Genomic DNA, 20,940 nt, shown 5'->3' with positions numbered 1-20,940 from the left:
GTTCAGATCAGGCCGCGAGCGCGCCAGGCGGCGCGGGTCGGTGCGTCAATACCGATGCCGTCGAGCACCGCATCGGTGTGCTGCCCCAGGCTCGGCGCGCGCGACTGCACGCGGCCGGGTGTGGCGGTCAGCTTGGGGACAATGCCGGGCAAGGTGACGGCGGTGCCGTCGTCCAGCTGGCTGGCGAGCAGCATGTCGCGCGCCTGGTAATGGGGGTCGGCGGCAATGTCGGCGGCGTCGTAGATCTTGCCGGAGGGAATGTTGGCGTCCTTCAGCGCGGCGAGCACTGCATCGAGGTTACGCTCAGCCGTCCAGGTGGAAATCGCTGCGTCGATGCGGGCCACATGGCGTACGCGGCCATCGTTCTGCGCCAGTTCCGGGTCGTCGGCCAGGTCCAGGCGTTCGATTTTCTCCATCAGGCGCCGATAGATGCTGTCGCCATTGCCGGCGATCAATGCGTACTTTCCATCCTTGCAACGGTAGGCATTGGTCGGCGCGATCCCGGGCAGGCTGCTGCCGGCCGGTTCACGCACGGTGCCGAACACCGAATACTCGGGAATCAGGCTTTCCATCAGGTTGAACACCGACTCGTACAAGGCCACATCCACCTGCTGGCCGGCGCCGTGCTGCTGCTCGCGGTGGCGCAGGGCAAGCAGCACACCAATCACCCCGTGCAAGGCGGACAGCGAGTCGCCGATCGACACCCCGACGCGCACCGGCGTGCGCCCCGGCTCGCCGGAGAGATGGCGCAAACCGCCCATGGCCTCGCCGATCACCCCAAAGCCCGGCAGGTCGCGATACGGCCCGGTCTGGCCGTAGCCGGATACGCGCAGCATGATCAGGCCGGGGTTGATCGCCGACAGTTCATCCCAACCCAGGCCCCATTTTTCAAGGGTGCCAGGGCGGAAGTTCTCGATCAGGATGTCGGCGTCCTTGACCAGCCGCTTGACCACTTCACGGGCTTCGTCCTGGCGCAGGTCGAGGGTGACCGATTGCTTGTTGCGCGACTGGGCGGCCCACCACACCGACGTGCCGTCGTGCAGCAAGCGCCATTTGCGCAGAGGGTCGCCGGTGACCGGCGGTTCGATCTTGATCACTTCGGCGCCGAACTCGGCGAGGATCTTGGCGGCGAAGGGTCCGGCAATCAGTTGGCCCATTTCGACCACCTTGATGCCTTCCAGGGGTAGGCTCATGACGTTGTCCGTTGTTGTTGGAGGCGATGACTGGATAATCGCGCCAAAGACAGGTCGTGAGAATTTCAAAGATTTCCACTACTCTTTCCAGATTGGAAACCCAGGGCGTAAATATGATCAACCTGCTGCAACTGGACCTGGTGTCGCTGCGCCTGCTGGTGCTGGCCGCCAACACGCAAAACCTCACCCAGGCAGCCAACAGCGCGCACATGACCGTTTCCGCCGCGAGCAAGCGCCTGGCCGAACTCGAACGGGTGACCCATTGCACCCTGTTCAACCGCGTCCCCCGCGGCTTGCAACTCACGCCGGCCGGTCGAGGCCTGGCGGAGCATGCGCGCACAATGCTCGATGTCGCCCAGCAAATGGCCCATGACGCCGACGATTACGCCAAGGGTGTACGTGGGCATGTGCGACTGTTTGCCAACACCTCGGCGGTGATCCAGTTCCTGCCGGCAGACTTGGCGGCCTTTCTGGCGGCCAACCCCCACGTGCGTATCGAACTGGAAGAAGCCCTGAGCGACCGCACGATCCACGCCGTGGAAAACGGCGAGGCCGAGATCGGCATTTTTGCCGACAACGTGCCCGCACCCGGCTTGCACATGCGCCCCTATCGACGCGACCGGCTGGTGGTGCTGGTGCCGCAGACGCATGCGCTGGCGCAGTGCTCAAGCGTGTCCCTGGCCGACACCCTGGACTTTGACTACGTCGCCTTGAACCAGGGCAGCTCGCTGCTGCGGCGCATCAACGATGCCGCCGCCGGCACCGGCAAGCGCTTGAAGGTGCGTATCCAGGTCAGCAGCTTTGATGGGATCTGCCGGATGATCGAGGCGGGATTGGGGATTGGTATCCTGCCGTTGGGGTCGGTGCATCCCGAACTGTTGCAAGCGAAACTGCGGGCGATACCGCTGGAGGGGGAATGGGCGGCGCGGACCTTGTATGTCGGCGTGGCGGATCCAACGCGACTGTCACCGGAAGCGGCGAATCTGTTCGGCTATTTGAGCAGCCTTGAAGATTGACGCACATCAAAACCCACCATGAACAATGCACGCTCGAGACTGAGGAGCGTTGTACCCTGCCCCTGTACCGTGAGTATCCGGATCACCTCACACAGGATGCGGCTTGTGGTTCGCACAAGCTCGGCCCACACCTCGGATTGATGTGGCTGCCCTGCACGGCTTTTTTTGTAAAGATCGTCAAATTTGAAGTTCCCTCGCGAAGGGTCACGTGTTTCGACTGTGTTATTGGCCGTTTTCTGCCTGGGGCCCCAGCGAAAAGCAAGATCCGGCGGGACCATACATTCCTCGGTTGCATCCAGCCATTTTCGCACTAACAATCCCAGCGCAGCCCCCACCCGGCCATCGTAGATGATGATGCCCTCAGGAGCCGCAGCAGCGTAGATCTTGGTCATCGCGGAGTTCATCAGCAGGTTCGTGCCATCGAAAACCGCCAGTGACTCGTTGTTTGTAGGGTCAAGCAGTGTGATCGCATGAAGGATAGAGCGGCACAAGGTCCCCCTGGCAGCCTGCGTCTGCACCCACCGCACGGACGCATTACCGGGCCTGTTGCCTACGCCTCCCCATTTGAATATTTCCAGGCAGGCCGTTCGCGCAGCAACACACTGGTTCTTAACCAATGCCTCGCGAAGTCGCGCCGCAATACTGGCGAAGTCATCAGGTGCTTTTTTTTCCGGCCAGGAGTAATGCTTGGCTGCCTCGGCCAGGGACAAACACCACCAATCCTTGCTCTGCCGCTGATGGTGTTGCCGCCATGGCTTCCACACCCAACTTCTGGTGATCGGATAACGATGCTCGAAAGCACCTGGAGCACCTGACCAGAGTTTCGCCAGATAGTCAGCGAACGCGTGTTGAGCCGGACTCAGGTTGCCAGCGGAGGATCGTATTTGAACCGTATCCAGTTCAACCCATACTGCGCACGCCGATGAGACTGTCTGAGCCGCCAATTGCGTCATGCTGACATCCTTGCCTGGTTCAAAAATGGGATTGACGGCAAACACTAAAGGTCGCCTTGCGTCCCGCGCAAGGTTTCAATTTAGGCTGTCCTACTAAAGCTTTCATCCGCAGGGCCGATGTAGTGCTATGGAGCATGCTTTGCAAGCATGAAGTCCCACACCAACAAGGATGTTGTGAATGCCTCAGGCAACTTATTCCACGGCTCTTTTTGAGCCGATCTCGCGACGCACTCCTCCTGTACGCCTAATACCGTTTCATTGCCGCTGGACTGAACCGGCCATGGCGGCTGCCTGCGATTCACCCATGTGCCAGACCAACGAGCAGCACCCCTCCCACCGTGGGCTCGCGTAACACTCGGCACATCACCTCCTGACGTTACACCTTCATCCCTTAGACGCCAGCACACAAGGAACTGTAATGAACGCGCCCCAAGACCTTAACCGCCTGTACTCCGACGTTTCAGACAGTATCGCCAGCGCCATGGCCGATATTCTGGAACTGAATGTCGAGCACAAAGAGGGCAAGCGCGAAGTTGGCAACATGACCGAGAAGCTTCGCGCCATCCAGGTTCGTTTCGATGGTGAACTCGACCAGTTGAAAACCCATGCCGAGTGGGACGTGTTCACCCTGGCGTTTTTCGGCGAAACCAATGCGGGCAAGAGCACGATCATCGAATCATTGCGCATTCTGTTCAAAGAAGAGTCCCGGCAAGCGCTGCTGGAACATAACGCCCACGACTTGGTGAAGTATGAAAAGGCGCTGGCTGAACACATCGATGGATTGCGCGAAGGGCTGAATGCGGTTTACGCGGAGTATGCCGCGCAAATCACTGAAATCCGCCAGGGGACGCGTCATCTTTCCGAGATTTTGCAGGAAGAGGCCCTGTCCAGAAACCGCATCGCTGAGTCCGAGGCCCTGGCCCGAACCGCTCTCGCGCAGCAAGAGGCCAATGCCCGATTAAAGAATGAGCAAGCAGCCGCCGCGCAACAGTTGGAAGCCGAACAGGCAATAGCCGCCCAACAGCTGAAGGCCCAGCAGGAAGAGGCGGCGCAACGACTGCAACTGGCCCATGAACAATCCAACGCCAGAATCAGGACGAAGTTGATTGTTTTTACCTGCGGCGGACTGGTTCTGGGGGCTGCGGCATCGGCAGCGCTCTTGAAACTGGCAGGAGCGTGAAATGAGCAATTTCGAGCTCGACGAACTGTTCGATGAAGCGACCACCCTGTCGAATGAGGGGACCATCGCAAGCCCCTTCACTCACATCAAGACCGCCTCGGCCACCCTGGATGAGGTGTTGAACCAGCGGCTGGCCAGCGTGTATTCCGGGACCTTGGTCCTTAGCCGGAAAAAGGCGCTGGCCTCGCGCACAGACGGTCGCATCATTGGTACAGGCGAAGAGGACTTCACCAAGGGCAATACGTTCTACACCCTCAACTACAAGGGCAAACGCTTTCAGTTGATCGATGTGCCCGGCATTGAGGGTGACGAAGGAAAGTATGCTCATATGGTCCGCGAAGCAGTAGCCAAAGCGCACCTGGTGTTCTACGTCAATGGCACCAACAAGAAGCCTGAGAAAGCCACTGCAGAGAAGATTCGCGCCTATTTGCGCCTCGGCACTAAAGTGTGTCCCCTGGTGAACGTGCGCGGTAACGCTGACCAATTCGAATTCGACGGCGTTCCTGCATCTCTGGAAAGCGATGGCGACTCGACAAAGGCATTGCAGCAAACCATCGGTGTACTTGAGTCCGCGCTGGGCGCCAAGGCCATGCAGCCCGGACATTGCGTGCAGGGCTTGCTCGCCTTTTCATCCCTGGCCATTGCACCAGGGACCGAACGCACGAGCATCCACCCGTCCCGGGATCGGGACCTGGTCATTCACCAGCGCAATTACCGCAAGTATTTCGCCTCGTCCAAAGCCATGTATGAGTTCAGCCAGATCAAATCAGTCGCCCGCGTGCTTCACGGAAAACTGGGCACGTTCAAAGAAGACATGATCGAAAGCAACAAGACCAAAGTGCATGAATTGCTGGTGGAAAACCTCGCCATCCTGCAAGCGCTCCACACGCAGCACGAAATGTTCATCGCCCGGACAGAGCCGGAATTCAAAAAATGCCGCGCGGCTATCAAAGATGGGCTGGTCAGGTTCGAACGCCTTTTGCAGGATGGCCGAAAAAACCTGTGGAACGGACTCTTCATCGATTTGAGTGCCCGCGCCGACAACATCGTTGAGGAACATTTTGGCAACAACGATTTGATTTCCACCAAGATCCAGCGCGCCTTCCGCGAGCGTCAGGAGCAACTGAAAGACGACTTGCAGACCCAGTTCGAAAAGTACCTGGCAGAGCTCCAGGGTGACCTTGTGCAGGCCATGCAGCGCTTGCTCGAGGATGTTTCGCGGGTTGAATTCGAGCAGGCCGTGGCTTATGTAGCAGAAGACCTCAACGCCAGCTACAAGACACCCGAACTGGGCCTTGGCCTGGATCTTAAAGACTACGGCTGGATGCTGTTCAACGTTGGTTCTTATGCCCTTGCAGGAGCAGGAATCGGCACCGCGTTTCCTGTTGTCGGCAACCTGATTGGCGCGGCCGTCGGCGCCGCAGTGGGCTTGTTGATCAACCTCATGAACTTCCTTCTCAGCGAGGAAAAACGCATCCGCAAAGCCCAGGCTCAAGTCCAGGAAAAGATCGCAGAGGCACGCGCCAAGGCTGTGGACTCCCTGCGTGATGAACTCAAGGAGTTGCTCGCACCGATTCGCAGCCAAATCGAAGAGAAGGTCCTCGGACAAGTCAGCGACATCCATGCATCCCTGATTCGCCCGCTGCACATCATCAAGCAGCAGATGGCCCTGATGCAGCGCACTAAAGATCAACTGGAGAAAATGCCCCATGGAACAATTCACGCAATTTAATGTTGATAAACAGGCAGCGATCAAAGGACTGGATCAACTTCGGCTCATCTTGAAAGAGCTGGGCGAGCTAGGCGCCGACGTTAACGCCGAAATGGAAAAGATCGATTCGGCTGTCAACGCGATCGAGTCCGACGTTCTACGTATTGCGCTGCTGGGCGCCTTCTCCGACGGCAAGACCAGCGTGATCGCTGCATGGCTGGGTAAAATCATGGCCGACATGAAGATCGACATGGACGAGTCCTCCGATCGCCTGGCGATTTACACGCCAGAAGGCCTGCCGGGCAAATGCGAGATCGTCGATACCCCAGGCCTCTTTGGCGACAAGGAAAAGACTGTCGATGGCCAACAGGTGGTTTATGAAGACCTGACCAAGCGTTACATCTCCGAAGCGCATCTGATCTTGTACGTCGTGGACGCCACCAATCCGCTCAAGGATAGCCACAGTGCTATCGCCAAGTGGGTACTGCGCGACTTGAACAAACTGTCTTCGACGGTCTTCGTCATCAATAAAATGGATGAAGTGACTGACTTGACCGAACAGGCGCTGTTCGACGATCAAGCCGCCATCAAAAAAGACAACTTGAAAGCCAAGCTGCAGCGGGCCGCCAACCTGACCTCGGAAGAACTGGCACGCTTGAATATCGTCTGTCTGGCCTCCAACCCCGGTGGCCGCGGCCTGGAATTCTGGTTCAGCAAACCCGAGCATTACGAAAGCCGCTCGCGGATCAATGACCTGAAAGCCATGACCACTCGCATCCTGCAGGACAATGTACCCGCCGTGCTGATGGCCAAGACAGGCATGGACGTAGTCCGCGATGTCGTCGGCCAGCATGTGGCCCAGGCTGAAGAGCAATTGGGCAGGCTGGATGCGTTCGCACAACAGAACGCCGAGGAGTCCGAACGGATCAACCAGGACATTTCCAAGGGCCGCCGCGACGTCAAACGTCTTGCCGGGGAGTTGTTCGAGGAGCTGCGAAATATCGAAAACGAATTGCTGGGCAAGCTCCGCCCTTTGTCACTGGAGAACATCCGTGACTTTCTCGAGGACGAAATCGGCTACACCGAAGAAGGTGTCGGCTATAAGCTCAACCTGAGGATCAAGAGCGCCATCGACCGGTCGTTCGATCAATCGTCCAAGGTCACCAGCCGCATTTCCCAGGACATCGGGCGTCAGCTCGACTCAAGTGAGAGCTTCCTCAATGCCATGAGCGAGGGCGCACTCAAGTCCATGGGCGGCGCGGCGAAAGGCATCGCCAACCTGAGCCCGGACATCATCAAGGGTGCGGTGTTTGCCGCGCGCGATGTGCTGGGCTCGGTGACCGGTGTCGTTATCAAATTCAAACCGTGGCAGGCAACCAAAATCGCCGGGGCCATTTCCAAATGGGCCGGTCCTGCCGGTGCAGCCTTCACCCTGACCTCAGACCTCCTGAGTGCCTACAAGGCTCACGAACTCGAACAGGAACTCAAAACCGCCAAAGAGTCCATTACCACGGTCATCAAGAGTTCCTTCAAGGACATCTACGACCTGATTGGCGATGACGAAAAACTGCTCGATTTCTTTGCGCCACAACTCAAGACGTTTGAAAAGATTGTCGCCGCCGTTGATGAGCGCTCGGCGTTCATCCGTTCCAACCAGGAAAAGCTGATTCACGTACGTGAAAAGCTGAGCGCACTGGGGCTTCCAGGCACCACCACGCGCTAAACATGAGCGTTGACGGCTCAGCGCCCGGATTGGCGTGAAAGCACTCTTAGCCCGGGATAGGCTCACGACTGAACGCCTCGACTTCGCGAATCAGGCCCTGTGCCGCCATCATCACCAGGTCACGCCCTTTCTCCGGGGAGGCCTGCGCCGGGTCCGAGCCCATGCGCCCATCGACGTGGCGGGCGCGGAAGTCGAAGGCTTCGCGAATCGGCCCCCACGGCGCGACCTGGGGTGAGTACTCGGCGGTTTTGATCGAGTCCGGGTAGGCCCATTGGGTCACGGCGATTTCGGACGGCGTGGCATGGATACCGTGGCCGGTGGGGAACTGCTCCTTGGCCAGTTCGCCCACCCCTTCCAGGTCCCACCAGTTGCATAACTTCAGGGCGAACCCCGCCGGGCGACGGGCAAAGCTGGCTTCGGCATACAGCTCGGAAAACGCCGCTTCAATGGAGGCGACGTTGCCGCCATGGCCATTGAGAAACAGGATCTTTTCAAAGCCATGGGCCGCCAGCGAATGCACCCAATCGCTGATCGCGGCAATGAACGTCGAGGGCCGCAATGAGATCGTACCGGGGAAGCCGATATGGTGCTGGGCCATGCCGATGTTGAAGGTCGGCGCGATCAGGATATCGGCGTTTTTTTGCGCTTGGCACGCAATGATCTCGGGGCACATCCAGTCGGTGCCGAGCAGCCCGGTTGGCCCGTGCTGTTCGTTGGAGCCGATGGGGATGACGATGGTGCGGCTGCGCTCGAGAAAGTGGCCGATCTCGGCCCAGGTCGACAGGTATAGAAGCATCTTGGGTTCCTCATGGTTTTCAATGATGGCGGGCCACTCAACCCGCGCTGTACTCGCCCGCCGCGCCGGTGCGCGTTCGCGGTTTGGTCGCGATGATCACGAACGCCGCGCACAGGAACACGCAGCCCACGGCTACGACCCCCGTGTTCAAGCTGCCGGTGGCGGTTTTGGCCCAGCCGATCATGGCCGGGCCCCAGAAACCACCGGACAGCCCGATGGTGTTGATCAAGGCAATGCCGCCTGCGGCCGCATCGCCCTTGATGTGCTCGGAGGGCATCGCCCACAACACCGTGTAGGCCATGAACATCATGCTGATCGACAGGGTCAGTAAGGTCATCGACCCCACCAGGTGGCCACCCGCCAAGGGGTAGAGCATCAGCAAAAGCGCGCCGATGGCCGCAGGGACGGCACAGTGCAGCCGGCGCTCGCCCAGGCGGTCCGAGCGGCGCCCGATCCAGTACATGCCAAGGGCCGCCCCGACATAGGGAATAGCGGCATACCACCCCACTTGCTGGGTGTCTTGCAGGCCCAGCGTCTTGATGATCGCCGGCAGCCAGAAACTCATGGCGTAGATCGAGAAGATGATGCAGAAGTACGCCGATGCCAGGACATACAGCTTAGGGTCGCGCAGTACCGCACGGAATGAATGGCTGCGCGCATTCGCCGTGCCCAGTTCGATTTCCAACAACTGTTTTTCCGCCTCGTTCAGCCACAGCGCATCGGCGGGCCGGTCGGACAGCACGACGTACATGAGCACGCCGAGCAATACACAGGGCAAGCCTTCAATCAAAAACATCCATTGCCACCCAGCCAGACCGCCGACACCGGCAAGCGTGGTGATGAGCCAGGCCGACAAGGGTCCGCCCAGAATGCCGCCCATGGGGCCGGCGATAAACACAATGGCAATCGCCCGTGCCATGCGGTTCGGGCCGTACCAACGCGACAGGTAATAGATCATGCCCGGGGCAAACCCGGCCTCGAATACGCCGAGTAAAAAACGCATCGCATAAAAGGTCGGTACATCGCGCACGAACAACATGCACGCCGAGGTGATGCCCCACAGCACAAGGATTCGGCTGAAGGTTTTACGCGCCCCGATGCGTGGCAGCATCAGGGTGCTGGGCAGTTCGAACAGCACATAGCCAATGAAGAAAATCCCCGCGCCGGCGCCGTAGGCGGCATCGGACAAGCCCAGGTCACTTTGCATCTGCAGCTTGGCAAACCCCACGTTGATGCGGTCCAGGTACGCAAAGACATAGCCGATGAACAACAGCGGCAGCAGCCGCCAGTTGAGCTTGTGGTAGAGGGCAGAAATGGCTGCATGTTCTGCCGGCGCCCGGGAGGTTGGCATACGAGTCTCCAATTGTTTTTGTGGGTATGCGTGCTTGCCATTCAGGGTGCGCCGGCCCAACATCGACAGCAAGAGCAACTAAGTTCACTTAGCGTTGCTTTACAAGCAACACAACTTCCGAGGCGGATCATCCTTCATGCGTGAGATCAATCAACAACGTCTTCGCTACTTTCACGAAGTGCTGGTGCACGGTTCGATCAGGGGGGCGGCGGACAGCATCAACACCTCGCCCTCGGTGATCACCCGCCAGATCAAGCTGTTGGAAGAAGAACTGGGCGCCAAGCTGTTCGAGCGCCAGGCCCGTGGCGTTCAACCCACCGAGGCGGCGGCGCATCTGCTGGAGTTCTGGCGCGGCTATCGCTCGCACCAGGAAAAACTCGAAGACCAACTGCAAGCGATCAAGGGCCTGCAGCAAGGCCATGTGCGGGTGGTGATCAGCGAAGGCTATGTGGATGCGCTGGTCGACAACGTGCTCGCGCCTTTCAGCAAGCAATACCCCAGGCTTGAAGTCACCCTGGACATCCTGCCGGTGGACGATGTGCTCAACGAAGTCGCCGAAAACCGCGCGCATATCGGCCTGGCCTACAACCCGCCGCCCCATCCACACATCGACTACCGCGCCGCCTCGCTGCAGCCGGTGATGTTGCAGGTGCGCCCGGACCATCCGCTGGCGGTGCGCGGCACCATGGTGACCGTGACCGAGGTGTTGGAATGCCCATTGGTGCTGACGCCGACCACGTTTGGTATCGGCCATGCCATCACCCTGCTGGAGTACGCCGAGAAGATCGAAGTACGCCCGACCCTGGTCAGCAACTCCCTGGCGGCACTCAAGCGCCTGGTCGCTACTGGCGGCTTTGCCTCGCTGGCCGGGGAGTTCGCGGCCTACCGGGAAATTGAAAACGGCGAGCTGGCGTCGGTGCTGATCGACCATCCGCTGTTGCTGGGGGTGGAGGCCAAGCTGTTGGTGAAGGCCTCAAGACCATTGGCGGCGCCCGCCCAGGAACTGTTGACGTGGATGCTCAAGCGGTTGCCGATGTTTAAAGCGCAGAGCGATTCACTTCCCCGAGGTTGAGGACTTGACCCAGCGATTTATCAGTTCCAGGGAGCCCGGCGCATAGGCGTGACGCCCCAGTGCCATGAACGCGTACTCTTTCCATGCCGGCCATTGCGATACCAATTGATCATTGAACAGGCCGGCCCTCAACAAACTGTGGGTGGCGTTGGGGATGACCACAACGTGTCTATCCCGGGTGCCTGCAAACATCTTCCGGTAGACGCTTGAGTCCTCGGCCGTATTGACGTTCAGGTCCTGGTCGCCCCAGACCGCCAGCACCGGGCCCTTCATGGTTTTCACTGCGGCAGTAACGTCTTCGTTGTAGTTTTTCTGGACGAAGTTGAAATGAGCGCGGTCCATACCGGGAAACAGGTGGGGGCTGTAGGCTTGATTCGCCGTGCCGAAAACCTTGTCGTTCTTCTCGTATTGCTCTTTGACGATGGCGTCGATCTCATCCTCGGAACGGCCCTCCTCTGCCAATCGCACCTGCGTGTAGTACATGCCTTGTCGGCGCCAGCTCACGGCCCCGCCGATAATCACTGAAAAGCCTGGGTCGCCTTCACTGGCGGCACGCGGAATGACCCAGCCGCCTTGGGAAAAACCCAGAAACCCGACCTTATCCGGTGCAACCCCCTCCTGCTTGCGCACCTGGGCGAGCGCGGCCACCGCTTCCGTGGCACGGTCCGCCATCGACTGGCTGAGCCAGTGGCCTGTGCTCTCGCCGACCCCCTGTTTGTCCCAGGTAAACACGCCGATTCCAGCGTCGAGCAAACTGTTGATCAGCGGGAAGTAGCCGTGGGCTGCGAAGCGGTCCAGGGGACCATCCCCATGGATGATCAGCGCCACGGGCGGCGCCTGGACATTCAATGGCAAGGCCAGCGTCCCGACCAACTGTGCGTCGCCAGAGCGAAACGTCAGCGTCGAAACCCGAGCGTCCGTCAACTCCATATCGGAAAGGTTTTGCAGGACGAACACCACCAATCCCAGCAGCACCGCGCAGATGCCAGCGCCTGCAAACACCGTATGTTTTTTTTGCAGACTCACTGTTCACCAGAACCAATAAGGCAGGAATTTAGGCGTCGGCTCATGGGCCAACTCCAGATGGTAAGTAACGGAATTGAAGAAAAACATATCCAGTATGAGAAAGGTGACAGCCCCGAAAGAAAAGACGACGAACTCACGATGTGGATGCCCGTGAAAGCGTGATTCCAACCAGGGCCGCACGGCCACAAGCGTAATCAAACCCAGGCAGGCACCGAGGTAGTTGGGCTGCAGCGGGGTCACCGCATACAAGCTGTACCCATAGGCAAGTAACAGCATCACGAGGCCTATCAGCGGCAACTCCAAGCAGAACCCAAGCAGTTTTCTCCGGGTGTTTGCAAACACTTCACTGCGGTCCACGAAGACGTAGGCCGCCAACAACGAAATAGCCGGGGTGATCGACAGTATGTAACGCGCCTTTTTCGAACTTGGAATCGTGAACAGCACAATGATCACAAGGAGCCAGCCAGTGAGGTACAGGAGCATGTTCGTGGCGGGATGCGGCGTACGCTCGAAAAAGTGTTTGCCCTGCTTGATGATCACGCTCACCGCAATGATTGCAGTGACACCGTAGGTCAGCAGGCCTGCCGAAAAGTAGAAGTAATAACGGGGCGCGTGGTCACTGCCGAACCGCCCCAGTCCTTGCATGATCAACACCTCTTGCAGAAAAGCATCACCGCCCTGCACGTAGGCCGCCCAGGTCAGCAGCGCGATACCCGTGGCCAGGACCACGCCAGCCAACAACGAGAACACCACCAGCATGCGCCACTGCCGGCTCAACAGGTAATAAGAGGCAACCACACTGGCAGGTCCGATCAGGCCGATCGGGCCACGAAACGCAAAGCCCAGTGCCAGGCCGGCGAGCACCAGCAGCAACCGATAACGCTGTTTATGCACCTCGCCCGCGTAGGCCAGGTAAAAGCACATCACCGTGAAAAGTGCCGGGTACACATCCAGCGCCAGGGAGTTCACACCGTCCAGAAATGACCAGGTGAACAGTGCAAACACCACCGCGTAGGCGCCCCATTTCTTCTCATGCAACGCCCCCAATTTATAAATAAACACCAACATCAAGGCGGCAGCGACGCAAAAAGGCACGCCCATCGACAGAATGGACACACGGCCAAACGGCAGGGACACCAGATACACCAGGAGTGTATTGATCACGGTGTAATCGGGGTAAGGCTGCAGATCTTCAGCGATTGGAAACAGCGTGACGCCGTGCGCAAGCATGTATTGGGCAAAGTCGACAAAGCGCGTGGTGTAATTGAGCACTGCGGGCTTGTATTGCAGGACAGCCAATACAATAAACGCAACGACAAAAATAAATGAACAGGGCTTTTTTATAGCCACTTCCGTTAGCGTATTCATGCGACCTTGCTATCCCTGAAAAACCGCAGACTAGCACTTTACTTTTCAGGCGAGCCAGTTGGTAAAAGTGAAGAGTTGTAAAGCCCGTGCAACTTGTTTATTCAAACTGGCCACGGGCTTAACAACTCTGAACATCGGCTGAACACAGCTTAAAAAGTGCAAACTCAACCGATGACAACGGTTGATTCCCGCACCAATATCCTATACGACACCCGGGCGCGATTGTACGAGCTTCCGTAAAAACAAAACGCGCAGACCCGGTTTATCCAGAGAAGCTTTTTCCCTATAGTCCCTGCACGCCTCGACACCTGAACCGCCGGGCCTGCTCATCGTAGTCAAGGCCCTCTGCCTGAACACTGCACGCCCAAATCAACCTGAACCCACCTTTCAACTGAATTTAATTTAGCGCCTTGTTGTGCGCGCAACTTGAGAAACCCGTATGAAACTCGCCTCCAACTTGATGATTGCCTTTGTTCTAACCCTGCCCGTTCTTGCACAGGCGTCCGACGGCGCGGAAGCACTTCAACGCTTCCACGAAAGAACTAAGGCCCTGTTTGACAAACACGCCGCAGACCTTGAAAAAGATAAACAGAAAGCGCAACAAAAAGCGCAACAAGAGCAAACAGCACCAGCAGAAGCCCAGCGGCAGAACGATCAGTGACACGCACATTAAAAACCATGCCCCCCATCAATCCCTCTTCATAAGGATGATCCTGTGCGCACCCGATTAGTCGCTGTTACCGGAGTAATCACCACTGCTTTACTGATCAGCGCTTGCAACAAAGAGCCCAGCCTGGCACCTGCGGCCCCCGCTCCCAGCGTCGAGGTGACCGGCGTCACCTTGCAGACCCTCAAGACCTGGAACCGCTTCAATGGTCGGGTCAGCGCCACGGATACCGTGACAATCCTCCCCCGCGTAGGCGGCTACATCACCAAGGTGGCGTACCGCGAAGGCAGCGAGGTCAAAAAGGGCGACCTGCTGTTCGTCATCGATCAACGCCCCTATCGCACTGAACTGGACAGCGCGCGGGCACAGCTGGAGCGTGCGCGCGCTGCGCTGTCCCTCGCCCGTCAGCAGGACCTGCGTGCGCAGCAATTACTCACCAGCAATGCCGTCTCCAGGGAAGAAGCCGAGCAGAAGCGGGCCATGCGTGACCAGAGCCTGGCCGATGTGCATACCGCCGAGTCGGCCGTGGCTGCCGCCGCGCTGGACCTGGAGTTTACCGAGGTCCGTTCACCCATCGACGGACGCACCGGTCGCGCGCAGTTGACGCTCGGCAACCTGGCGGTCGCCAATCAATCCGCGCTGACCTCCGTCGTCTCCCAGAACCCGGTCTACGTCTACTTCGACCCGGACGAGCAGAGTTTCATCAACTATCAGAAGGCCCTCAAAACATCCGCTGAAACGTCCGTGCGGATTGGCCTGGCCGATGACAAGAGCCTGCCTTACACGGGCGACCTGAACTTCGTGGATAACCAGGTGAACGCCACGACGGGCACCGTCCGGGCACGCGCAATCGTCAATAACGATGAGCGTCTTCTTACGCCAGGTCTCTATGCGAACGTTCAGCTGTCGGTCGGTGAACCCGTGGCCGCCTTGCTCGTACCGGACCGGGCGATCCTGACCGACCAGGACAAACAATACGTTTATGTTCTAGGCCACGATCACCTGGCGCAAAAGCGTTACGTCGAAACAGGACGACTCGTCGACACACAACGTGTCATCACTGCCGGGCTGGAGCGCGACGCCACCATCATCGTGTCCGGCCTGCAAAACATCTATGCCTCCGGCACACCGGTGACGCCTCACGAACGTTCCCCGCACAACGGTGAACGGCATGTTCCCAGTCTCGTGAACAACGAAAAATAATCGCCAAAGGCTCCTGTTATGGACTTTTCCAAGTTTTTTATCGACAGACCGATCTTTGCGATTGTGCTGTCGATCATTATTTTCGCGGCCGGGCTGGTGGCCATCCCGCTGCTGCCCGTCGGCGAATACCCGGAAGTCGTACCGGCGACCGTGGTGGTCAAAGCCACTTATCCGGGGGCCAACCCCAAGGAAATCGCCGAGTCGGTGGCCGTGCCGCTGGAAGAAGCGATCAATGGCGTCGAAGACATGATCTACATGAAGTCGGTGGCCAGTTCCAACGGCACGCTGCAAGTCGTGGTCACGTTCAACGCCAAGGTCGACCCGGACACTGCTGCCGTGCGCGTGCAGAACCGCGTGAGCCAGGCGCTCTCGCGCTTGCCCGAATCGGTGCGCCAATACGGGATCACCACCCAGAAGCAATCGCCGACGCCGTTGATGTACGTCGACATGTACTCGAACAATGACCAGTTCGACGCGCTTTACCTGCGCAACTACCTGCGCCTGCATGTGAAGGACGAGTTGTCACGCATCCCCGGGATCGGCGACGTCATCCTCTATGGCGCGGGCGACTATGCCATGCGTATCTGGCTCGACCCCGACAAACTCGCTTCGCGCGGCATGACCGCCCAGGACGCACTCACCGCGATTCGCCAGCAGAACGTGCAGGTATCAGCCGGCCAACTGGGCGCGGAACCCACGCCACAAAGCACCGAGTTCCTGATCTCGATCAACGTTCAAGGCCGACTGAAAACAGCGCAGGAATTTGGCGACATCATCCTCAAGGCCGGTGATGACGGCCAGGTCACGCGCCTGTCACAGGTGGCACGCATCCAGCTGGACTCCGACGACTACACCCTGCGGGTGTTCCGTGGCAAAAACAGCGAAGTCGCCGTGGGTATCTTCCTGACCCCTGGCGCCAATGCCATTGAGGTGGCAAACGCGGTCTACGCCAAGCTCGACAAGCTGTCGAAGGCTTTCCCCGAGGGCATGCATTACGTCAGCGTCTGGGACCCCACCGTGTTTGTGCGTGAGTCCATCAGCTCCGTGCAGCACACCCTGTTCGAAGCGATGGTGCTGATCGTACTGGTGGTAGTGCTGTTCCTGCAGACCTGGCGGGCGTCGATCATTGCGCTGATTGCCGTGCCGGTGTCCATCGTCGGGACGTTCGCGTTCCTCTACCTGTTGGGCTACTCGATCAACACCTTGACCTTGTTCGGCCTGGTCCTGGCGATCGGCATCGTGGTGGACGACGCCATCGTGGTGGTGGAAAACGTTGAACGCAACATCGAGCTGGGCCTCAGCCCGCTGCAGGCCGCGCACCAGGCCATGCGCGAAGTGTCGGGGCCGATCCTGGCCATCGGGCTGGTGTTGTGCGCCGTGTTCATTCCGATGGCGTTCATGAGCGGTGTCACGGGGCAGTTCTACAAGCAGTTCGCTGTCACCATTGCGATCTCGACGGTTATTTCGACGATCAACTCGCTGACCCTGTCGCCGGCACTGGCCGCCAAGCTGCTGCGCCACCACGACGCCCCGCCCGACCGTCTGACCCGCTGGATGAACAGCGCACTGGGCTGGTTGCTGCGCCCGTTCAACCGGTTTTTCAAACGCAGTTCCGAACGCTATGAGGGCGCCATTGCGCGGCTGTTGCCACGGCGTGGAGCGGTCTTTGCGGTGTATGCCTTATTGCTCGGCGCCACCGGGATGCTGTTCAACACGATCCCCAACGGCTTTATCCCCAACCAGGACAAGCTTTACCTCTTTGCCGGTGCAACGCTGCCACCCGGCGCGTCGCTGGCGCGTTCCGAAGCCGTCGCCCGGGAAATGTCAGCGATTGCCTCGACCGTCGAGGGCGTCGACTATGCCAACGCCTATGTCGGGATGAACGCGCTGCAGAGCACCACCACGCCCAACCTGGTGACCTCCTACATTCTGCTCAAGCCGTTTGCAGAACGCTCACGCAGTGCCGAGCAAATCAACGCCGAGCTCAACCGCAAGTTTGCGGCCATCAAGGACGGCGCCGCCTATGCGCTGCTACCCCCGCCGATCCAGGGCCTGGGCAATGGCTCGGGTTATTCGTTGTTCCTGACCGACCGAGGGGGCCTGGGTTATGCGGCCTTGCAGAAGGCACTCAACGCCTTCCAGGCTGAAGTGACGAGTACCACGGGCATGACGTTCCCGGTCAGTTCCTACCAGTCCGATATTCCGCAATTGGACGTCAAGCTGGACCGCACCAAGGCCCAGGCCCAAGGCGTGGAATTGACCGCCATCTTCGACACCTTGCAGGCCTACCTCGGCTCGGTCTATGTCAATGACTTCAACCTGCTGGGCCGTGTCTACCGGGTCATTGCACAAGCCGACACAGGCTTCAGGCAGAACGCGCAGGATATCGGCAACCTGCGTGTGCGCAACGCACGCGGCGAGATGGTGCCGATCAGTTCGATGGTGGAGGTCGTGCCCGCCTTCGGGCCGGACCCGGTCATGCGCTACAACGGTTACCCGGCGGCGGACCTGATCGGCGACGCCGACCCGCGAGTCCTGTCCTCGGGCGAAGTCATCCGGAAACTCGAAGAGATCGCCGCCCGCACGCTGCCCAAGGGCATCGAGCTGGAGTGGACGGACCTGAGCTATCAGCAGGTGACCCAGAGCAACACCGCTGCCATCGTCTTCCCGATTGCCGTCATGCTCGCGTTCCTGGTGCTGGCCGCCCTGTACGAAAGCTGGACATTGCCCCTGGCGGTGATCCTGATCGTACCGGTCTGCATGTGTGCGGCGCTGACCGGGGTCTGGCTGGCCGGCGGCGACAACAATGTGTTTGTGCAGGTGGGCCTGGTGGTGCTCATGGGGCTGGCATGCAAAAACGCCATCCTGATCGTGGAGTTCGCCCGCGAACTGGAGATGCAAGGCCGAGGTACTGTCGAGGCGGCCTTGGAGTCCTGCCGTTTGCGCCTGCGTCCGATCGTCATGACCTCGGTGGCCTTTATCGCCGGTGCGGTCCCGCTTCTGGTCGGCTCCGGGGCAGGCAGCGAAGTCCGCCACGCCACCGGTGTCACCGTGTTCTTCGGGATGCTCGGGGTGACGGCCTTCGGCCTGTTCCTGACGCCGGTGTTCTATGTGGCCCTGCGCAAACTCGGCGCCACCGTCCCCGCTCATCCCTCAAACCTCACGCGGCACGCCGAGGAGGGCCTGCGCCATGATTAAGCTGAAACACTGGCCCCTGTCGGTACTGGTCGCCCTGTTGCAAGGCTGCACCGTAGGGCCTGACTATCACCGGCCACAGACGCCGGATATGCCGGCAACCTTCAGCCCGGTGAATGCCGAGCCCACGGCCGGCCCGCAGGCAAGCGCGGCCGGCGATGAGTTCTGGAACCGCTTTGAGGACCCCGAGCTGACGTCACTGGTGAAGGCGGCCCTGGCGGCCAACTACGACCTGCGAACGGCGCTGGCCAATTACGATGCGGCGAACGCGCTGCTGCGCCTGGCCCGATTCGATCAGTTGCCGACCGTCACCCTGTCCGCGCAAGCGGGGCACCAGCGCAACAGCACCGATGAAGCAAATGGCGCGGCACGCAGCCATGACGTGTTGGCGAACAAGGCTGCCTTGAGTTGGGAACTGGATTTCCTCGGGCGGGTGCGGCGTGCGGTGGAGTCCCAGCAAGCCGAAACGGAGGCCAAGGCCAATGACCTGTACGCCTTGCAGGTCGCCGTGGTCCGCCAGGTCGCGTCCACTTACATCGACCTGCGCGCGGCGCAGAAGATGCTGGCGCTTTCCACCATGAACGCCGATAGCCAGCGGGAAACGCTGACGATTGTGCGGGGCCGGCTGGACGCCGGGCGGGGCTCGAGCTACGACCTGTCCCGGGCACAGGCCTTGCTCGACACGACGCTGTCGCGCATCCCATCACTTGAAGCCCGCATGGCCATGGACAGGCACCGGCTGGCGGTGCTGGTCGGGCTGACACCCACAGCCCTGGATACGCGCCTGCAACACGCCGCCGACACGCTGTCGGTGCCAGCGACCATCGAGCCCGATACACCTGCGCAGATCATCCGACGGCGCCCGGACGTTGCTTCGGCCGAGCAGCAGTTGCATGCAGCCACCGCCCGAGTCGGTGTTGCCACGGCGGATCTCTTCCCCCGGGTCAGCCTGGGCGCGGCTGTTGGCACCTATGCGTTCAGCGGCGGTGCGCTGTATTCCAGCGGTGCAGAATCAAACCTGGCGTTGCTGGGCATCGACTGGTCATTCCTCGACGTGGGACGGGTCAAGAGCCGTATCGCTGCCTCCGACGCCGCCGCATCCGGCCGCTTGGCGGCGTATCAGCAAACCGTGCTGAGCGCGCTGGAAGACGTGGAAAACGCCTTGGTCCGTGTCACCAGGAGCAAGGAGGAAGATGCGCGACTGGCGAGTGCTGCCAACGCGCTGGAGGACGCTGCCACGATTGCCGGCGCCCGGTATCAGGCCGGGGCCATCGACCTGTTTGAACTGCTGGACGTGCAGCGGTCACTCTACAGCGCGCAGATCTCGGCGGCGGACAGCCAGGCCCGCAGCGCCACCAGCGCCGTGGACCTGTTTGCTTCGCTCGCCGGTGGGTGGCCACTGCAGGCGCCTGATCGGCAGCAAGCCGAACCCATCAAGCCTGCTCAAGCGCCCACAGCGGATCATTGGCCATCAACGCGGCGACCCAGTCGGTAAAGGCACGAACCCTGGCAGACAGGTGCCGCGTTTGGGGGTACACAATGGACATCGGCATACTTGCCATCTGCCATTGCGGCAGCAGTTCAACCAGCGCACCGGTGTTGAAATGAGGCGCGGCTTCGGCGGCCGGCAGGAACGCCACCCCAAGCCCCGCCAGCGCCGCTGCGGCCATGGCGCTACCGTTGTTGAAGTACATGCTCGGCGGGTGATCCAGCACGAAGCTTTGATCGCCACGCCTGAGTGTCGGCACGTAGCGCCTGTCGGTCGCGGGGAATTTAAAGCCCAGGTGTTTGTGCTTGGGTAAATCCGCCGGCTCATTGATAGGCGGCACGTCCGCCAGATAGGCGGGAGCCGCACAGAAACAAAACCGCATCTGCCCCACCGGGCGACAGACCTGATCCGCGTCCGCGACCACACCGCCGCGAACCGCACAATCGATCCCCTCCTGAACCAGATCCGCCACGCGCTCACTGCAACCGATATCGAGGTGGATATCGGGGAACCTGGCCGCAAAATCCGGCAGCGCCGGCACAATCAACAGAATGCCGACCGGTGAAGGCATCTCGACCCGCACCCGTCCACGCACAATATTGCGGCTCTGGGAGACGGACGTTTCCAACTCGTCCACGTCGTCAATGACCGCACGCGCACGGCTGTAGTAAGCCGCGCCCTCTGTCGTGGGCGAAACCTTGCGTGTCGTGCGGTGCAGCAGCTTGATACCGAGCAGGTGTTCCAGTGCCTGTACCTGGCCCGAAATCGTGGTTTTGGCCAACCCCAGCGCGTCAGCGGCACCACTGAAGCTCCCCACTTCGACGATGCGGCAAAACGCGCGCATCGCCTCTAACCGATCAAGCGCCATTGTACGAAATTCCGTAATAACAAAACGATTCAGGCGAGTTTATCCGGGATATCGTGATTCCAACAATGCCGCCATGCCACGGCATGGGGGGACATCAACGCAAATTCATCATAAGCAGCAGACCTTCCA

General features: G+C 59.9%; 16 protein-coding genes. 9 read left to right on the top strand and 7 right to left on the bottom strand.

The features are described 5' to 3' along the window. Positions 1-2: 2 nt before the first annotated feature. On the bottom strand, positions 3-1,193 hold the full coding sequence (locus tag BLR69_RS02000) for a CaiB/BaiF CoA transferase family protein (RefSeq protein WP_071494964.1): 1,191 nt from the start codon (positions 1,191-1,193) through the stop codon (positions 3-5). Positions 1,194-1,306: 113 nt separating this feature from the next. On the opposite strand from BLR69_RS02000, the gene BLR69_RS01995 reads away from it, so the two are divergent. After that, positions 1,307-2,209: a LysR family transcriptional regulator gene (locus tag BLR69_RS01995; RefSeq protein ID WP_071494965.1), complete on the top strand. Its 903-nt coding sequence runs from the start codon at positions 1,307-1,309 to the stop codon at positions 2,207-2,209. Here the strand turns inward: BLR69_RS01995 and BLR69_RS01990 are convergent. Beyond that, positions 2,185-3,207, bottom strand: coding sequence for a hypothetical protein (locus tag BLR69_RS01990; RefSeq protein WP_134434933.1), 1,023 nt, complete (start codon positions 3,205-3,207; stop codon positions 2,185-2,187). The genes BLR69_RS01995 and BLR69_RS01990 overlap by 25 nt on opposite strands. Before the next feature lie 373 nt (positions 3,208-3,580). Here BLR69_RS01990 and BLR69_RS01985 point away from each other — a divergent pair, with 373 nt between their 5' ends. Genes BLR69_RS01985 through BLR69_RS01975 form a run of 3 tightly spaced genes read left to right on the top strand, consistent with a single transcriptional unit; the run spans position 3,581 to position 7,776 of the window. Beyond that, entirely contained in the window at positions 3,581-4,342 is a 762-nt protein-coding gene (locus tag BLR69_RS01985) for a hypothetical protein (RefSeq protein WP_071494967.1), read from the top strand. Between the two features lies 1 nt (position 4,343). Further along, a complete protein-coding gene (locus BLR69_RS01980) occupies positions 4,344-6,074 on the top strand; it encodes a hypothetical protein (RefSeq protein ID WP_071494968.1) in 1,731 nt (576 codons plus the stop codon). Next, complete coding sequence (locus tag BLR69_RS01975) at positions 6,052-7,776, top strand: LeoA/HP0731 family dynamin-like GTPase (RefSeq protein ID WP_071494969.1); 1,725 nt, start codon at positions 6,052-6,054, stop codon at positions 7,774-7,776. The genes BLR69_RS01980 and BLR69_RS01975 overlap by 23 nt, the downstream gene beginning before the upstream one ends. 46 nt (positions 7,777-7,822) lie before the next feature. On the opposite strand, the gene BLR69_RS01970 is transcribed toward BLR69_RS01975, so the two are convergent. Both BLR69_RS01970 and BLR69_RS01965 read right to left on the bottom strand, forming a co-directional pair. After that, the gene (locus tag BLR69_RS01970) at positions 7,823-8,572 is read right to left on the bottom strand and encodes a creatininase family protein (protein ID WP_071494970.1); all 750 of its coding nucleotides are present in this window, start codon (positions 8,570-8,572) and stop codon (positions 7,823-7,825) included. Positions 8,573-8,609: 37 nt separating this feature from the next. Beyond that, entirely contained in the window at positions 8,610-9,923 is a 1,314-nt protein-coding gene (locus BLR69_RS01965; protein WP_071494971.1) for an MFS transporter, read from the bottom strand. 136 nt (positions 9,924-10,059) lie between these two features. Between BLR69_RS01965 and BLR69_RS01960 the strand changes: the two genes are divergently transcribed. Then, the gene (locus BLR69_RS01960) at positions 10,060-10,995 is read left to right on the top strand and encodes a LysR family transcriptional regulator (RefSeq protein ID WP_071494972.1); all 936 of its coding nucleotides are present in this window, start codon (positions 10,060-10,062) and stop codon (positions 10,993-10,995) included. Here BLR69_RS01960 and BLR69_RS01955 read toward each other — a convergent pair. Together BLR69_RS01955 and BLR69_RS01950 are read right to left on the bottom strand one after the other, a co-directional pair. After that, positions 10,978-12,021 (bottom strand): alpha/beta hydrolase family protein, encoded by a 1,044-nt coding sequence (locus BLR69_RS01955; RefSeq protein ID WP_232000946.1) that lies wholly within the window; start codon positions 12,019-12,021, stop codon positions 10,978-10,980. The genes BLR69_RS01960 and BLR69_RS01955 overlap by 18 nt on opposite strands. 3 nt (positions 12,022-12,024) lie before the next feature. Then, positions 12,025-13,389, bottom strand: coding sequence for an ArnT family glycosyltransferase (locus BLR69_RS01950; RefSeq protein WP_083365762.1), 1,365 nt, complete (start codon positions 13,387-13,389; stop codon positions 12,025-12,027). Between the two features lie 439 nt (positions 13,390-13,828). Between BLR69_RS01950 and BLR69_RS01945 the strand changes: the two genes are divergently transcribed. The 4 genes from BLR69_RS01945 to BLR69_RS01930 are packed head-to-tail and all read left to right on the top strand — an operon-like array spanning position 13,829 to position 19,949. Continuing rightward, entirely contained in the window at positions 13,829-14,050 is a 222-nt protein-coding gene (locus BLR69_RS01945) for a hypothetical protein (protein WP_071494973.1), read from the top strand. A gap of 54 nt (positions 14,051-14,104) precedes the next feature. Next, entirely contained in the window at positions 14,105-15,259 is a 1,155-nt protein-coding gene (locus BLR69_RS01940; protein WP_071494974.1) for an efflux RND transporter periplasmic adaptor subunit, read from the top strand. An 18-nt stretch (positions 15,260-15,277) separates the two neighbouring features. Then, complete coding sequence (locus BLR69_RS01935) at positions 15,278-18,457, top strand: efflux RND transporter permease subunit (RefSeq protein WP_071494975.1); 3,180 nt, start codon at positions 15,278-15,280, stop codon at positions 18,455-18,457. Next, positions 18,450-19,949: an efflux transporter outer membrane subunit gene (locus tag BLR69_RS01930; protein WP_083365760.1), complete on the top strand. Its 1,500-nt coding sequence runs from the start codon at positions 18,450-18,452 to the stop codon at positions 19,947-19,949. Before BLR69_RS01935 ends, BLR69_RS01930 begins: the two co-directional genes overlap by 8 nt. Here the strand turns inward: BLR69_RS01930 and BLR69_RS01925 are convergent. Next, positions 19,888-20,787: a LysR family transcriptional regulator gene (locus BLR69_RS01925; protein ID WP_232000945.1), complete on the bottom strand. Its 900-nt coding sequence runs from the start codon at positions 20,785-20,787 to the stop codon at positions 19,888-19,890. The two genes, BLR69_RS01930 and BLR69_RS01925, sit on opposite strands and share 62 nt — an antisense overlap. Positions 20,788-20,940 lie beyond the last annotated feature (153 nt).

The organism is Pseudomonas azotoformans, assembly GCF_900103345.1.
In the GTDB taxonomy this organism is placed as follows: Bacteria; Pseudomonadota; Gammaproteobacteria; order Pseudomonadales; family Pseudomonadaceae; genus Aquipseudomonas; species Aquipseudomonas azotoformans.
The sequence above is the reverse complement of the archived record's forward strand: the minus strand, read 5'-3'. Positions and strand labels throughout refer to the sequence as shown.

Coding starts and splice junctions, on each gene's coding strand:
- BLR69_RS01975 (WP_071494969.1), top strand. CDS start 6,052: ATGGAACAATTCACGCAATTTAATGTTGATAAACAGGCAGCGATCAAA.
- BLR69_RS01965 (WP_071494971.1), bottom strand. CDS start 9,923: ATGCCAACCTCCCGGGCGCCGGCAGAACATGCAGCCATTTCTGCCCTC.
- BLR69_RS01945 (WP_071494973.1), top strand. CDS start 13,829: ATGAAACTCGCCTCCAACTTGATGATTGCCTTTGTTCTAACCCTGCCC.
- BLR69_RS01995 (WP_071494965.1), top strand. CDS start 1,307: ATGATCAACCTGCTGCAACTGGACCTGGTGTCGCTGCGCCTGCTGGTG.
- BLR69_RS01980 (WP_071494968.1), top strand. CDS start 4,344: ATGAGCAATTTCGAGCTCGACGAACTGTTCGATGAAGCGACCACCCTG.
- BLR69_RS01950 (WP_083365762.1), bottom strand. CDS start 13,389: ATGAATACGCTAACGGAAGTGGCTATAAAAAAGCCCTGTTCATTTATT.
- BLR69_RS01985 (WP_071494967.1), top strand. CDS start 3,581: ATGAACGCGCCCCAAGACCTTAACCGCCTGTACTCCGACGTTTCAGAC.
- BLR69_RS02000 (WP_071494964.1), bottom strand. CDS start 1,193: ATGAGCCTACCCCTGGAAGGCATCAAGGTGGTCGAAATGGGCCAACTG.
- BLR69_RS01935 (WP_071494975.1), top strand. CDS start 15,278: ATGGACTTTTCCAAGTTTTTTATCGACAGACCGATCTTTGCGATTGTG.
- BLR69_RS01930 (WP_083365760.1), top strand. CDS start 18,450: ATGATTAAGCTGAAACACTGGCCCCTGTCGGTACTGGTCGCCCTGTTG.
- BLR69_RS01925 (WP_232000945.1), bottom strand. CDS start 20,787: ATGCGCGCGTTTTGCCGCATCGTCGAAGTGGGGAGCTTCAGTGGTGCC.
- BLR69_RS01960 (WP_071494972.1), top strand. CDS start 10,060: ATGCGTGAGATCAATCAACAACGTCTTCGCTACTTTCACGAAGTGCTG.
- BLR69_RS01970 (WP_071494970.1), bottom strand. CDS start 8,572: ATGCTTCTATACCTGTCGACCTGGGCCGAGATCGGCCACTTTCTCGAG.